The sequence below is a fragment of the Streptomyces sp. DSM 40750 genome, from assembly GCF_024612035.1.
Lineage (GTDB): Bacteria > Actinomycetota > Actinomycetes > Streptomycetales > Streptomycetaceae > Streptomyces.
In genome coordinates, this window is sequence record NZ_CP102513.1 from 7,631,080 (window position 1) to 7,645,202 (window position 14,123).

14 protein-coding genes are annotated in these 14,123 nt (G+C 71.5%); 8 read left to right on the top strand and 6 right to left on the bottom strand.

Annotation, left to right across the window (positions count from 1 at the left end):
* Positions 1-175: 175 nt before the first annotated feature.
* Positions 176-670, top strand: a complete 495-nt coding sequence (locus tag JIX55_RS34110; RefSeq protein WP_257567073.1) for a MarR family winged helix-turn-helix transcriptional regulator — start codon at positions 176-178, stop codon at positions 668-670.
* Positions 671-681: 11 nt separating this feature from the next.
* On the opposite strand, the gene JIX55_RS34115 is transcribed toward JIX55_RS34110, so the two are convergent.
* Positions 682-1,467 (bottom strand): protein phosphatase 2C domain-containing protein, encoded by a 786-nt coding sequence (locus JIX55_RS34115; RefSeq protein ID WP_257567074.1) that lies wholly within the window; start codon positions 1,465-1,467, stop codon positions 682-684.
* 358 nt (positions 1,468-1,825) lie between these two features.
* Here JIX55_RS34115 and JIX55_RS34120 point away from each other — a divergent pair, with 358 nt between their 5' ends.
* The 5 genes from JIX55_RS34120 (at position 1,826) to JIX55_RS34140 (ending at position 7,681) form a co-directional block, all read left to right on the top strand.
* Entirely contained in the window at positions 1,826-4,675 is a 2,850-nt protein-coding gene (locus JIX55_RS34120; RefSeq protein WP_257567075.1) for a sensor histidine kinase, read from the top strand.
* Positions 4,672-5,175: a roadblock/LC7 domain-containing protein gene (locus JIX55_RS34125; RefSeq protein ID WP_257567076.1), complete on the top strand. Its 504-nt coding sequence runs from the start codon at positions 4,672-4,674 to the stop codon at positions 5,173-5,175. Before JIX55_RS34120 ends, JIX55_RS34125 begins: the two co-directional genes overlap by 4 nt.
* A complete protein-coding gene (locus JIX55_RS34130) occupies positions 5,172-5,639 on the top strand; it encodes a DUF742 domain-containing protein (RefSeq protein ID WP_257567077.1) in 468 nt (155 codons plus the stop codon). Before JIX55_RS34125 ends, JIX55_RS34130 begins: the two co-directional genes overlap by 4 nt.
* A 139-nt stretch (positions 5,640-5,778) precedes the next feature.
* Positions 5,779-6,396: a GTP-binding protein gene (locus JIX55_RS34135; RefSeq protein WP_257569577.1), complete on the top strand. Its 618-nt coding sequence runs from the start codon at positions 5,779-5,781 to the stop codon at positions 6,394-6,396.
* 46 nt (positions 6,397-6,442) lie between these two features.
* The gene (locus JIX55_RS34140; protein WP_257567078.1) at positions 6,443-7,681 is read left to right on the top strand and encodes a styrene monooxygenase/indole monooxygenase family protein; all 1,239 of its coding nucleotides are present in this window, start codon (positions 6,443-6,445) and stop codon (positions 7,679-7,681) included.
* Between the two features lie 131 nt (positions 7,682-7,812).
* Here JIX55_RS34140 and JIX55_RS34145 read toward each other — a convergent pair whose 3' ends face one another.
* The 4 genes from JIX55_RS34145 to JIX55_RS34160 all read right to left on the bottom strand — a co-directional run bounded on the left by JIX55_RS34145 (position 7,813) and on the right by JIX55_RS34160 (position 11,473).
* Positions 7,813-9,036, bottom strand: a complete 1,224-nt coding sequence (locus JIX55_RS34145; RefSeq protein ID WP_257567079.1) for a C40 family peptidase — start codon at positions 9,034-9,036, stop codon at positions 7,813-7,815.
* Between the two features lie 102 nt (positions 9,037-9,138).
* A complete protein-coding gene (locus JIX55_RS34150; protein WP_257567080.1) occupies positions 9,139-9,480 on the bottom strand; it encodes a hypothetical protein in 342 nt (113 codons plus the stop codon).
* Between the two features lie 10 nt (positions 9,481-9,490).
* Positions 9,491-10,216 carry a TetR/AcrR family transcriptional regulator gene (locus JIX55_RS34155; RefSeq protein ID WP_257567081.1) on the bottom strand — a complete coding sequence of 242 codons (726 nt, stop codon included), beginning with the start codon at positions 10,214-10,216 and terminating at the stop codon, positions 9,491-9,493.
* 291 nt (positions 10,217-10,507) lie between these two features.
* Positions 10,508-11,473: an AurF N-oxygenase family protein gene (locus JIX55_RS34160; protein WP_443046590.1), complete on the bottom strand. Its 966-nt coding sequence runs from the start codon at positions 11,471-11,473 to the stop codon at positions 10,508-10,510.
* 137 nt (positions 11,474-11,610) lie between these two features.
* Here JIX55_RS34160 and JIX55_RS34165 point away from each other — a divergent pair, with 137 nt between their 5' ends.
* Positions 11,611-12,723 carry a ferritin-like domain-containing protein gene (locus JIX55_RS34165; RefSeq protein ID WP_257567082.1) on the top strand — a complete coding sequence of 371 codons (1,113 nt, stop codon included), beginning with the start codon at positions 11,611-11,613 and terminating at the stop codon, positions 12,721-12,723.
* Between the two features lie 84 nt (positions 12,724-12,807).
* On the top strand, positions 12,808-13,635 hold the full coding sequence (locus tag JIX55_RS34170) for a hypothetical protein (protein ID WP_257569579.1): 828 nt from the start codon (positions 12,808-12,810) through the stop codon (positions 13,633-13,635).
* On the opposite strand, the gene JIX55_RS34175 is transcribed toward JIX55_RS34170, so the two are convergent.
* Complete coding sequence (locus JIX55_RS34175) at positions 13,628-14,119, bottom strand: DUF3291 domain-containing protein (RefSeq protein WP_257567084.1); 492 nt, start codon at positions 14,117-14,119, stop codon at positions 13,628-13,630. The genes JIX55_RS34170 and JIX55_RS34175 overlap by 8 nt on opposite strands.
* Positions 14,120-14,123 lie beyond the last annotated feature (4 nt).

A 14,123-nucleotide genomic window follows, 5' to 3' on the forward strand; every position in this document is an offset into this window, starting at 1 on the left:
CGGGCCTTCCCCGCGCACGGACGCGCCAGGGGAGTGCGGACCGGACCGGGCAGGGCGGGGCGGTCGGCGTCGGCCCGCGCCTGCGAAATACTGAGCGGCGCTGCCCGCAATGGCGGCCTTGGGCGGAAACCTTCAGGAACCCGGAATCGAAATCATCGGAATCAGGAGCGCTGACGTGCACGACGAGGGCGGAAACGGCGACGGCGGCGGAGTCGGGTTCAGCATGCCGGTGAGTGGTATGGACCAGGCCTTCCTGGCGCTGGAGCGGGAGTTGACGGTCCTGCTGCGGCGGGCCCGCGCCAAGTCCGGCGAGATGGCCCGGGCCGTCCATCCCGACCTGGAGTCCGCCGCCTACGGCCTCCTCGCCCGCCTCGACGAGACCGGCCGCCTCCGCGCCACCGAACTCGCCGCCTACATCGGCGTCGGCAAGGCCACCATGTCCCGTCAGCTCCGCGCTCTCGAACACCTCGGCCTCATCGCCCGCGAACCCGACCCCGCCGACGGCCGCGCCTGGCTCGTCCACCTCACGGAGGAGGGCCGGGCACGCTTCCGGGCGGTCCGGGACGCCCGGCGGGGAGCGTACGTACGGCAGCTGGCGGGATGGGACCGTGACGAGGTGGCCGAACTGGCAAGGCTGCTGCACCAGTTGAACCGAGGAGTGGAGAGCTGAGGAGGGGAGCCTCACAACTCCGCGAACACCACGCTCGCGTCGTCGTGTGTCTTGCCCCGCCCCAGGAACTCCCGCTCTGAGGCGGCGACTTCCAGCTGCCGCACCCGCCGCACCAACCCCCACGCCCCCGCCTTCCGTACGAAGGTGAAGCAGTCCGCCCAGCCCCCCTCCCGGAACCTCTCCACCCAGCGGCTCGCCCCGTCCGTCAACGCGACCAGCGAACGGACCTCCTCGCGAGGTACGACCCCCGTCACCGCACGCGCGGCGACCCCGGGATCCGCGGCCGCGGTCCAGAAGCCGCCCTCCTTGTTCCGGACCGTCGAGTCGGCGATGGCGGCGGTGGCCAGGGAGGCCCTCGGCAGCCGGGACAGCCGGTCGTCCAGGACCGCCGTCACCGTGCCGTCCGGTCGCTCGAACAGCAGGGCCGAGTCGGAGAGGACCAGGTACTCCACGGTCTCCGTGGACCAGCGGGCCAGGACCACTGTGGCCTGTGGGGTGCGTGGGTGAGAAAGGTCACAGGTTTGGCCGTGGGTTCGGGCGGTACGAGAAATGGCCTGTGAGAGGACGTCGGGCAACGGCGAATCCCGTTCCGAAACGGACAGTTCGGTCAGGGTGCCGCCGAGGCGGGAAGTGAACCATGCGACCGAATGCCGACAGCCGTAGCCGGTGGGCGGCGGCGTCACGCCGTCGAGGAGGACGAGGGCGCCGCCCTGTCCTCCCGCGGGCAGGGCGACCGACGCGAAGTCCTCGTTGGGGCGAAGGGGGTCTCCGGGCTCCGAGACGACTTCAGTGCGCATTCGGCCAGTCTGCACGAGCCCTCCATGAGATCGACGAAAGGCCGACAATGGTTGCCGTACGAACAGGACCCTCCAAGCCGGACGCCGGGTTTGGCATGGAATGATCGTGAGCGGTGAAGCGCGGCGGCGAATACTGTCAAAGCGCGTCGCCGACGTCCAACCGGCCCGCGGTGCGGGGCATCGGCGCGAGCCGGAGGAACTTGCCCGCCAACTCCAATGGGATGTTCACTCCTTCGGGTGGCGGGACTGATGATGCGGGACCACCGCCCACCGGCACTGGGAGGGTCGGGAGCCGTACCGGGGGGACGCTCACAAGTTGACGGAACGTCACCCGGGCCCATGGGTAAACGAGTCAGGAATGCGAGCACCGGTGCAGAAGACGCGGCCTCGGCGCGCAGGCAAGCAGGCAGCTTCGAAGGCCTCCGCGGCCTCCCCGAACCAGCAGGGGACGGCACAGGCGCAGGCCCCCACCGTCGGCACCGGACGGAAGGCGCACGTACGCAACCGGCTCATCGTCGCCGTGGCCGTCGTCGCCGCCGCCATAGCGGGCGCGGGGGCACCCTCGATCCTCGCCGCCTCGGAGCAACTGCACGACACCCAGAGCCTGGTGACGCTCGCCGGGCGGACCCAGGAGACGCTCACCCTCGCGCACGCGCTGGCCGACGAGCGTGACGAGATCACCGCGTACATCGCCGCCGGGCGGCCCAGGTCGGCCGCGCCCAGCGAGCAGCGCGCCGACCGCGTCGACCGCCAGGTCCAGGAACTGAGTGCGGACACCGACACCTCCGCCGCGCGGCGGGAGACCATCGAGAGCGCCGAGTCCATCGCCGGCGTACGGGAAGCGGCGCTCTCGGGGAAGAGCACCGCTCTCGAAGCGCACCAGGCGTACACCGCCGTCGTCACCGAACTCCACGCCCTCGCCGAGGAACTGGCCGAGCAGCTGCCGCCCCGGGCGGGCGGCGGCGCGTACGCGCTGGCCGAGCTCGACACCGCCGTCCAGCAGGCCGCCGCCGCCCGCGGTCTGCTCGTCGCCGCGCTCAGCGTCCCGACGACCACCCAGACGGTCATCGACCCGACCACCGGGCTGCCCACCACCACGACCGGCGCCTCAGCCGCGGACGAGAAACAGCGCGACAGCCTCACCGCCGCCGCCCAGCAGGCCCGCGTCCGCTCCGACGCCGCCCTCGCCCACTTCCGCGAGACCGCGCCCGCCGCCACCCGCTCCTCGTACGACGCCACGGTCACCGGCCCCGAGGCCGACACCGCCGACAAGTACCTGACGGGCCTCACGGACCAGCCCACGCTCTCCGACAGAGAGGCGGGCACCAGCGCGAAGAAGGTCGACGCGGCGCTCTCCGCCCGCGTGGACCTGATGCGCGGCGCCGAGTCCTCCCTCTACGACCGGCGCACCAAGGACCTCGCCCAGCTGCGCGACGAGGACGTCACCGCCCTGGAGATCCGGATCGCCGTCCTCGGCGCCCTGATGCTCCTCGCCGTCGGCGTCGCCACCGGCATGGCCCGCTCCCTCACCCGCCCGCTCGCGGTGCTGCGCATCGGCTCCGCCCGCGTCGCCGGCGACCCGGCCACCGAGGAACCGGTCAAGTTCACCGGCCGCAACGACGAGTTCGCCCAGGTCGTACGCTCCGTCAACGCGCTCCACGCGCACGCCCTCGCCCTGCACGAGCGGCTCGCGCCGCTGGAGGGCGACCGCAAGCACCTCATCGGCCAGCGCCGGACCATGGCCGACGACCGCGACCGGCTGCGCGCCGAACTCGCCGAGGCCACCGCCCATCTGACGAAGGTCCAGCACAGCGTCCACGCCACCTTCGTCAACCTCGCGCTGCGCACCCTCGGCCTCGTCGAGCGCCAGCTGGCCGTCATCGAGGCCCTGGAGGAGCGCGAGCAGGACCCCGACCGGCTCGCCACCCTCTTCAAGCTCGACCACTTCGCGACCGTCATGCGCCGCCACAGCGAGAACCTCCTCGTCCTGGCCGGCCACGAGCACGTCCAGCACCACGCCGGAGCCGTCCCGCTCGTCGACGTCGTCCGCGCCGCGGTCAGCGAGATCGAGCGCTACGAACGCGTCCGCATCGCCGAGCTGCCGCCGGGCGCGCACGTCGCCGGGTTCGCCGCCGACGACCTCAGCCACCTCCTCGCCGAACTCCTGGAGAACGGCACGTCGTTCTCGCCGCCGGAGATGTCCGTCGAGGTCTCCGGCTGGCTGATGGAGAACGGCGAGATCACCCTCTCCGTCCAGGACGGCGGCATCGGTGTCGCCCCCGACCGGCTCGCGAAGCTCAACGCCCGCCTCACCGACTTCGACCCCGAGGCGCCCTACGACAAGGAGAACGGCGAGGGACTCGGCCTCGGCCTGTACGTCGTCGCCCGCCTCGCCCACCGGCTCGGCACCCCCGTACGGCTCCAGGAGCACGGCCCGGGCGGCACCGCCGCGGTCGTCGTCCTGCCCAGGGGGCTGCTGGCCCCCACGCCCGCCGTGCCCGTGGGCACGGCGGTCACAACGGGCGTGATCACACCCGTGCTCTCCCTGCCGGGTGCCGACGCCGAGGCCAACTCGAACGTCCTGCCCGGCCGTCCCGTCGCCGTACGCGAGCCGGAGGGCGACGGCGACCCGCTCATCGAGGCGGCCGAGCGGGCACTGCTGGCGTCGGAGGCCGTGGGGACGGCCGCCGAAGCGGCGGAGGCCGCCGGGACCGTCGTACCGGAAGACGACGCACCCCGGGGCCGGGCCGAGTCCGTGTCCGAGACGACGATGGAGCTCTTCGCTCCGGTGGCCCCGGGGACGGCCGCCGACGAGGACATCGACGAAGAGGACGCCGACGACCCGTACACGAGGGAACCCGACACCCATGAGCGCGCCGCCGACGAAGGGGACGCGGCGCGCCCGGCGGAGGTGTCACGGGCCGGGGCGGAGGAGACCCCGCGTCTCACCGACAAGGGTCTGCCCAAGCGCACGCCCAGGATCACCACGCACACGCCCACGACTCCGAGGCCACGGCTCGGGGGCGTGAACGCCGAGGAGCTGCGCCGTCGGCTCGGCGGCTTCCACCAGGGGGCCAAGGAGGGGCGCCGCGACGTCGAGGCGGAGATCGCCGAGCAGTCGGGCGAGACGCGGATGCCCGTGACACATGAGTACCGGACAGAGGCAGTTGACACCACGGGGGGCACTTCCGAGGAGGAAAGCAGTTGACCGCGCCCATTACCTTCGGACTGAGCAGTGAAGCCCGTAACCTGCACTGGCTGCTGACCAACCTCGTCGAGGAGGTGCCGGGACTGCTGTCGGTCGCGGTGGTCTCCTCCGACGGCCTGCTGCTGCTCTCCTCCGACCCCGGCAGAAACGCCGAGGCCCGCCAGGCCCAGGACGAGCGGCCCCAGGGCCCCCGGGGCTCGGCCGCCGACCTGGCCACCATCGTCTCCGGCATCGGCAGCCTCACCATCGGCGCCGCCAAGCTGATGGCGTTCGGCGGGGTCAAGCAGACGATGGTCGCGATGGACGAGGGCAGCCTCTTCGTGATGTCGATCAGCGACGGCTCGCTGCTCGGCGTGCACGGCGCCCCCGACTGCGACATGAGTGTGGTGGCGTACCACATGGCGCTCTTCGTCGGCCGGGCCGGCCACGTCCTCACCCCGGAACTCCGCAGCGAACTCCGTAAGTCCCTGGAGGCCGAGGCGGCCGGGAGCAGCCGATGAGCGGCCAGAAGAAGAGCGAGGCGCGCGCCCCCGAGACCGGTCAGGCGAAGCGGCCGGCCGCGCCGAAGGGCGCCAGGAAACTCCCCGTGCGCGGCGGCGACCGCAAACCCGCCCGCGTACGCCCCTACTCGCTCACCGGCGGCCGGACCCGCTTCGGTCACGTCCTGCTCGTGGAGACGTTCGTCGCCGTACTCGAAGCCCCGGCGGAGCGGCGCGAGTTGGCGAATGGTTCACTCAACACCAAGGTGATGCCCGAGATGCGGGCCATCGTCGAACTCTGCCGCCGTATGCGGACGGTGGCGGAGATCGCCGCGCTGCTGAAAATGCCGCTCGGTGTGGTCCGCGTCCTCCTCAGCGATCTCGCGGACCAGGGAAAGATCCGTGTGTACGGAACAGGTCACGGACCGGGACAGCCGGACCGCGCTCTGCTGGAAAGGGTGCTGAGTGGACTCCGCCGTCTCTGACGCCGCCTCGCCTGGCGTCACCCCCGACGCCTCGCCCGGCGTCACCCCGGGCGTCGACGACGACGCCCCCCGCGTCGATGTCGACGCGGACGCTCCCCGAATCGACGTGCCCGCTCCTCGGGCCGACGCCCCCCGCGTCGTGGTGGACGCCGTCGCGCCCGGGGCGGAGCCCGAGGAGGAGCTGAAACCCTGGCAGTCCGACCTCTCCCGGGCCCCCATCGCCACGAAGATCGTGGTGGCGGGCGGCTTCGGCGTCGGCAAGACCACCTTCGTCGGCGCGGTCTCCGAGATCACCCCCCTCAAGACCGAGGCGCTGATGACCGAGGCCGGCGCCGCCACGGACGACCTCTCCGCGACGCCGGACAAGTTGACCACCACCGTGGCCATGGACTACGGCCGCATCACCCTCTACGACGACCTGGTCCTCTACCTGTTCGGCACGCCCGGCCAGGAGCGGTTCTGGTTCATGTGGGACGACATGGTGCGCGGCGCGATCGGCGCGGTCGTCCTCGCCGACACCCGCCGCCTCGGCGACTGCTTCCCCGCGCTCGACTACTTCGAGAGCTGCGGACTGCCGTACGTCGTCGCTGTCAACGAGTTCGACGGCAGTGTGCGGTTCGACCCGGAGGACGTACGGGACGCCTTGACCGTGCCCGCGCATGTACCTGTCATGATCATGGACGCGCGCAGCCGGGTCTCGGCGATGGAGACCCTGCTGGCGCTGTGCGCGCACGCGATATCCGTCACCCCCGAGTAGTCCCTCCCAGCGGGGACGACACGGACGAACCAGGAGACCTGTCCGGATGCGGAAGATTCTCGTCGTCGGAGCCGGCCAGTCCGGGCTCCAGCTCGCCCTCGGCCTCCAGTCGCACGGCTACGAGGTCAGCCTGATGTCCAACCGCACGGCGGACGAGATCCGCCAGGGCCGGGTCATGTCGACGCAGTGCATGTTCCACACCGCCCTCCAGCACGAGCGCGATCTCCAGCTGAACTTCTGGGAGTCCCAGGCCCCGCAGATCGAAGGGCTCGGCGTCTCCGTCGCCGGGCCGGGCTCGGAGCGTGTCATCGACTGGGTCGGCAGCCTCGACGGATACGCCCAGTCCGTCGACCAGCGGGTCAAGATGGCCGGCTGGATGGACACCTTCGCCCAGCGTGGCGGTCAGCTCGTGATCCACGGCGCGGCCGTCTCCGACCTCGACTACTTCTCCCGCGTCTACGACCTGGTGCTCGTCGCGGCGGGCAAGGGCGAGCTGGTCTCCATGTTCGCGCGCGACGCCGCGCGCTCCCCCTTCACCCAGCCGCAGCGCGCCCTCGCCGTCGCCTATGTCCACGGCCTCGGCCCCCGCCCAGAGCACCCCGACTACGAGGCGGTCCGCTGCAACCTCGTCCCCGGCGTCGGCGAGCTCTTCGTCATGCCGACGCTCACGACCTCAGGGCCGGCCCACATCCTGTTCTGGGAGGGCATACCCGGCGGCCCGCTGGACGTCTTCGAGGGCGTCGCCGACCCGGCCGAACACCTCTCCCTGACTCTGGAACTCATGGAGCGGTTCACTCCGTGGGAGGCGGCGCGAGCGCGTGACGTCGAACTGACCGACGCGGGTGGCGTGCTGGCGGGCCGGTACACCCCTGTGGTGCGCGAGCCCGTCGCCCACTTGCCCGGCGGTGGGGTCGTCCTCGGCGTGGCCGATGTCGTCGTCGCCAATGATCCCGTCACGGGGCAGGGATCCAATACGGCGGCCAAGTGCGCAGCAACGTATCTGCAGGCGATCGTCGAGCATGGGGAGAAGGAGTTCGACGAGGTCTGGATGCGCCGGACGTTCGAGCGGTACTGGGCTCAGACGGCGGCGCCGACGACCAAGTGGACCAACGCCATGCTCGGCGTGCCGCCGGAGCATGTGCTGAATCTGATCGGTGCGGCGGGGGCGTTGCCGCGGGTGGCTGACCGGTTCGCCAACGGGTTCGACGATCCGGCGGATTTCGAGAACTACTTCTTCGAGGCGGAGAAGGCGGAGGCGTATCTGTCGGAGGTCGCGGGATCCTAGTGCCGCGGCACTGGGCGCCGTGGGGCCTCGTCGTCCTGTGGGTGCGGGTTGCTCATGGCTGTTCGCGCCCACGGGGCGGAGCCGCATATCGACACTCCCGCCCGCCCCGGAAAGACAGCGGGCCCCTCGTCTCACCAAGCGTCGTAGCCCTCGTCCGAGCCCTCCCGCGCCCCGGCCGGGAGCTTCGGGGGCGTGAACTCCTTCAAGGGCTTCTCCTGGGGATCCGGGCGTACTGCGCCGAGGACCGGGTTGGCCGCGATGGGGGAGACCTTGATCCTCGCGTGGGGGCGGGGGGCCTGGACGACCAGGCCGTCGCCCAGGTAGAGGGCCACGTGGGTGGCCTTCGGGAAATAGACGACCAGGTCGCCCGGACGGAGCTGGTCCAGGGGGACCCGGGGGAGTCGGGCCCACTGTTCCTGGCTGGTGCGGGGGATGGGGCGGCCCGCTCGGGACCAGGCCTGTGAGGTGAGGCCTGAGCAGTCGTACGTTTTCGGGCCCTCGGCGCCCCACTCGTAGGGCTTGCCCAGCTGGGCGACGGCGTGGCGCAGGGCCTTCGCGCCGGTGCGGGTCGGCGGGCGTACGGTGCTGAGGGCCCCGGAGGCGACGAGGTCCCGCTGGGCCTCCGCCGTGCGGTCCTTCTCCAATTTCTCGATGTCGGCGAGCTGTTCGGCGGTGAGGGAGGCGAGGAGCTTCTCCACCTCGGCCAGGCGGTCGCGTACGTCGTCGCGTTCCTTCTTGCGGCGCTCGGTGAGGGTGAGCTGCCGGTCGAGGGCCGCGCGGGCCTTGCGGGCGAGCGCGTCGGAGTCCTGTTCGCTGCCGACCAGCCGCTCGACCGTGTCGGCCCGTTCCCGCGCGACCTGCCCGATCACATGGCCCTGCTCCAGCGCCCGGTGCGGGTCGCGGGCGAGGAGGAGCCGTACGTACGGGGAGAGCGCGGTGCTGCTGTTCTGGTACTGCTGGCGGGCCAGCCGGCCGGCCGCGCCCCGGCTGTCGTGCAGGGAGAGGCGGGCCGCCACGAGCCGCCGGTCCAGCTTCGCCACCTCGGCCCGCTGCTTGGCCAGCTCCTCGTCGGTCGCGTTGTACGCCTCGGTGGCCTCCTCGGCCTCGCGATGGAGCCGCTGGAGATCGGTGAGGAGGCCGGCGATCGAGCGGTTGTCGGGGGAGGCGGTCTCGGTGCCGGTGCCGGTGCCGGTCTGCGTGGCCACGTCTGTCTCCGCGTCCACGCCGGTGCCGTCGTTGGCGGCGGGGGGTTCCGGCGCGGCCATGACCGGTGTGGGCGCCGTGGTGAGGAGGGCGCCGGCCGTGAGCACCGTGACCGCTGCCGTACTGACCAGGCGCAGAAGCCTTCCTGACACGCCATCACCTCCGGTGCCGGGGTGGGCCGTCCACCTCGCATCGGCAGGATGGGGGAAGTGGGGGGCGGGCGCGCGCCGGGTGGACCGTTCGGCGCACGGGGGTCACTCGTCGGTGGGGCGCGGCTTCGCGGGCGGCGTGGCGGATTGCCCGTCCGGGGTGTCCCGGGTGTCGGGACCGGTCGCGCCGTTCGGCTTGGACCAGGGCCACTTCAGGCGTCGGCCGGGGTCCGCGTCGGGGGCGTACTCGTACTTCCACAGCTGGTGCATGAAGCCGCCCCGGCCGGCGTCGACCCGGCGGTAGACGAGGACGGTCGGGGGGCCGCCGGCCGCGTCGGGCACGGGGATCCGGTACGTCTTCGGGGGGTGCCCGGTGATGCCGAGCAGCACGGGCAGGACGCGCCCGTCGAGGGGGCCGCCCACGAAGGGGGTGTCTTGGCTCTTCACCGGACCAGTGTCACAGCAGGTGGGCGGCGTCGCCGACCACGGGGAGGATGCGGCGGGCCAGGGTGCCGACGGCGCCCGCGGGGGTCTCGACGGTGAGGGCGTGCCGTATGACGGCGGCGGTCTGGGAGTCGCGGCCGGCGGTGGCGAGGAGGCAGGCGACGAACTGTTCGACGAGCCAGTCGCGGAGTTCGCCGACGTCCGGCTGCTTGCCCTCGTCGAGCCAGATGAGGGAGGCGGCCTCGACGGAGGTGATCCACATGCGGACGGTCATGCGCAGCCGGAGGCCGGGCTCGGCCACGTCCAGATGCCGGATGATGTGGTCCGCGGCGGCCCGCCGGACGCCGTCCACGATGGCGGTCGCCCGGGAGGTCTCCACGACGCTGCCGCCCTGGAGGAGGGCGCTGAAGCCGGTGTCGTGCTCGTCCACGAAGGCCAGGTAGCGGTCGAGGGCGCGGGACAGACGGCTGGTGAGGGGGCCCTCGGCCGGCTCGTCGAAGCACTGCTCCAGCTCCTCGGCGGCCGAGCGCAGGGCCGCCTCGTAGAGCTGCTGCTTGCCGCCGGGGAAGTAGCGGTAGACGAGGGGGCGGGAGACCCCGGCCGCCTCCGCCACGTCGTCGAGGGAGACGTCCTCCGGCGCGTGGTGCGCGAACAGCTCCAGCGCCGCGTCCAGCAGCTGGCTGCGCCGCTCTTCCACACTCAGTCGGCGGTACGCGCGGGTGGGGGCCTCGGACGTCATACCTCGCAGCGTAGTCGGGGGGCGTGGGGGTTGATTGGTCGAGATCGCGTCAGGGGGTGGGAGCGTCTGTGTGTCGGCGGGTGCGGGCGGTGTGTGGTTGCTCGCGCAGTTCCCCGCGCCCCTGAAAAGCAGGGGCTGCGCCCCGTGCTTTTCGGCCCGCAGGGCCGTTGCCTTCAGGCCCGCAGGGCCTGGTCTTTTCAGGGGCGCGGGGAACTGCGCGACCAGCCCCCACCCACCCGCACCCGCCAATGCACCGCACCACCCACCCCTGACGCGGCCGGCCGTGAAGGGCTACGCCAGCAACCCCGACGACCTCCACATACGGCGCCCGACACCCTGGAGGACCCCGATGTCGTCCAGGAAGTCCGTCAGCCGCTTCGCGCCGGTCCGCATGATGTCGCGACGGTGGGCGCTGGCCCGCACCTGCGCGACGGCCTCACGCTGGTCGAGGCCGACGTTCGAGTAGACGTCCGGGTTGATGAAGGCGACGGCGAAGACGCGGGCGAACTCGCCGGAGGTGACCCGGGTGAAGCTCCGGGACCAGCGGGGGGCCGTCACCATCTGGCGGCGCAGCTCCTCACGGGCGTAGCGGACGTGCCGGGCCTCCTCGACGACATGGATGCGGGTGACGCCCCGGAGGAGCGGCTGGACCCGCTCGTCGGGGAAGGTCAGGCGCTGCATCCAGTCGAGGATCTCCTCGCCGAGGAGGGTCGCGGTGAAGGAGCCGGGGGTCGTCGAGATCGTCTTGAAGACGCGGCCCAGGTTCTGGTGCAGCCGGCTCACCGGGTAGTACGGGGTGCCGCCCTTGCTGATCAGCCGGGCGAACATCTTCGAGTGCCGGCACTCGTCCTCGATCTCGGTCAGCGCGTAGCGGACGTGCGCGCTGGTCGCGGCCTTGTCGTAGATGTGCCGCACGAGCAGCTGCATCAGGATGATCTCGAACCAGATACCGAGGGAGGCCAGCGCCGCCGCCTCGTGCTGGGACAGCGCGATCCGTTGCTCCTCCGACATCCGCCGCCACAGCGGCGTCCCGTACAGGGACACCAGCTCCGGCGGCCAGAACCACTTGCCCTCCTCGAACGGCGCGTCCCAGTCCAGCTCCTTGTCCGGGTCGAAGGAGTGCTTCGCGGAGGAGACGAGCAGCCGCTCGGCCACCTGCTCCCGGTCCTTGAGGAGCCCGAGCGCGTCGCGCAGAACCTCCGCTTCGGACACGGAGTCCGACGAGGTCACGGGGTTCACCGAGGGCACCGTAGTCATGGCTGTCGCAGCTCCTCGTACGGGAATTCAGGGAGTTACCGGCGGTCACGGGTTATGAGACTACTTGTCAGCAAGGTCGTCAATCCCTTGTGCGGCACTTGTTGACGACCCGTCTGCCCCGTGTGACGGTGCGAGGTATGCCGACGCACGAGCTGTACGCGAACGACCCCGGAGAGTCCCGGTGGACGGTGCCCGCGAGCGGAGCGGCACGGTTCAGCTGGGAGTACGACGACGGCCGCGAACGCCTGCTCGCCCTCTACCAGAAGGGCAAGGACAAACAGTGGGACGGGCAGCGGCGCATCGACTGGGAGCTGGAGGTGGATCCGTACGATCCGCTCGGCACCCCGGACGAGGCCATGAGCCTGTACGGCACGCCGTACTGGGCCAAGTTGACCGAGCGCGACAAGGGCGAACTGCGCAAGCACTACGCCTCCTGGCAGTTCAGCCAGTTTCTGCACGGCGAGCAGGGGGCCATGATCTGCGCGGCCCGGATCGTCGAGTCCGCCCCCGATCTCGACGCGAAGTTCTACTCCGCCACCCAGACCATGGACGAGGCCCGGCACGCCGAGATCTACGGCCGCTTCCTGCACGAGAAGATCGGGATGCTCTACCCGATCAACGACAACCTCCGGGCTCTCCTCGACGACACCCTCGGCGACTCCCGCTGGGACATGCCGTACCTCGGCATGCAGGTGCTCATCGAGGGCCTCGCCCTCGCCGCCTTCGGCATGATCCGCGACACCACCGACAAGCCGCTGCCCCAGCGGATCCTCGCCTACGTCATGCAGGACGAGGCCCGGCACGTGGCCTTCGGCCGCATGGCCCTCCGCGACCACTACCGGCAGCTCACCGACGCCGAACTGCGCGAACGCGAGGAGTTCGTCATCGAGGGCTGCTACCTGATGCGCGACCGGCTGCGCGGGGTCGAGGTCCTGGAGAACTTCGGCATCCCCAGGGCGGAGGCCGAGGAGATCAGCGAGCGCTCCGAGTTCCTCGCGCTCTTCCGCAAGCTCCTCTTCAGCCGCATCGTCCCCTGCGTCAAGGACATCGGCCTGTGGGGCAAGCGCCTGCAACAGGCCTACGTCGACATGGGCGTCCTGGAGATGGGCGACTCGAACCTGGATCTGCTCATGGCCCAGGACGAGGAGATCGCGGAGAAGCTGGACGCCGAGCGCTTCGCGGCGGAGGAGCGGGAGCGGGTGGCCGAGGTGCGGGCGGCGATCGATGAGGGGGCGGGTGGCGACGGGTGAGAGGGCGGCGGGCGAGCCGGTGAGGAGGGAGGGGTGGCCGGTTCCTGACGGTTCCGCCACCTGCAGTAGCGTTCTGGCGTGTCCATGCCTCCGCCGCCACAGCAGCCTCAGCCCGAGCCCCAGTACCCGTACGGCCGGCCGCCGCAGCCGCCGCACCAGGGGGCCTACGGGCAGCCGTATCCACCGCAGCCCCAGCCGTACGGTCAGCAGCCGTACCCCCAGCAGCAGTACGGTCAGCCGTACCCGGCCGGGTGGCAGCCTCCGCCGTCCCCGAAGAGCCGGGTAGGCCTTGTCCTCGGCATCGTGGGCGGGGTCGTCGCTCTCGTGGTGGTCGGCGCGGTGGGGCTGTGGGCCGTCGGGACGCAGAGCACGAGCGGTTTCCCGGAGGCCGAGTACCGGCTGACGCTGCCCGACACCGTGCTGGACGGCGAGTACGAGCTGGCCAAGGATCTCTCCCACCCGTCGGGGCGGCAGCTGGAGGAGGAGGCGGAGGGGGCGTGGGACGCCCGCGACGTCAAGGCCACCATCGGGCAGTACACGCCCCTGGCCGACGGGGCCGAGGGTGCCTTGATCGTCTCGGGCATGTACGGCCGGTTCAAGAACACCGACGCCGCCCGCGACAACATGCTGAAGGGCGCGGGCGAGGCCGGCACGATCACGGTCGTCGTGCCGCCCGCGGACTACACCCCCGGCGGTTCGGACATCACCATCAGCTGCCAGGTCGTGGCTCAGAAGCGGGCCGGCAGCGAGATCACGTACCCGATCTGCGCCTGGGCGGACGGCAACACCGGGGCGTCCATCGCGGAGCTCACGGGCGCGAGCGTCGGGCAGGACGCCGAGGACGTGGACGTGGAGGCCTTCGCCGAGCGAACCCTTCAGGTGCGGTCCGAGATACGGCAGCGGATCAGCTGAGGGCAGCGGCGTCCGGCACGACGGGCCCCGCCGGGCTCGCCGGGAACGTCGTGCGCAGGGTGAAGGCGTACGGGGTCGGGCCGTGGGCCCGGAGGTGGAGGAGGCGTTCCTCCGCTTCGGCAACGGTGGGGTGGTGGCCGGCCGGTACCCACCACAGGGTGGTGACCGCCTCGGCCGGGCGCTCGAACCACTCCCGCCTGCGGGACAGCAGTTCCCGGTGCCGGCCCTGGTACATGAAGGCCGTCAGGGCGTCGCAGTCGCGCCAGACCGACATGTTGACGACCAGCCACTCGTCGCCGAGGACGGGGATGTCCGTGGCGTTGCCGGAGTCGCTCTGGAGGCGCCAGACGAAGCCGTCCGAGGTGTCGGCTACCGCGTTCACCGGGTCCAGAGCGTCGACGAAGTCCTTCAACTGGGGGGAGTCCAGGGGTGCTTGGAGGCGGGCGATGTTGACCTGGGCGAGTTCGTACGCGGCGGGATTCACGTAC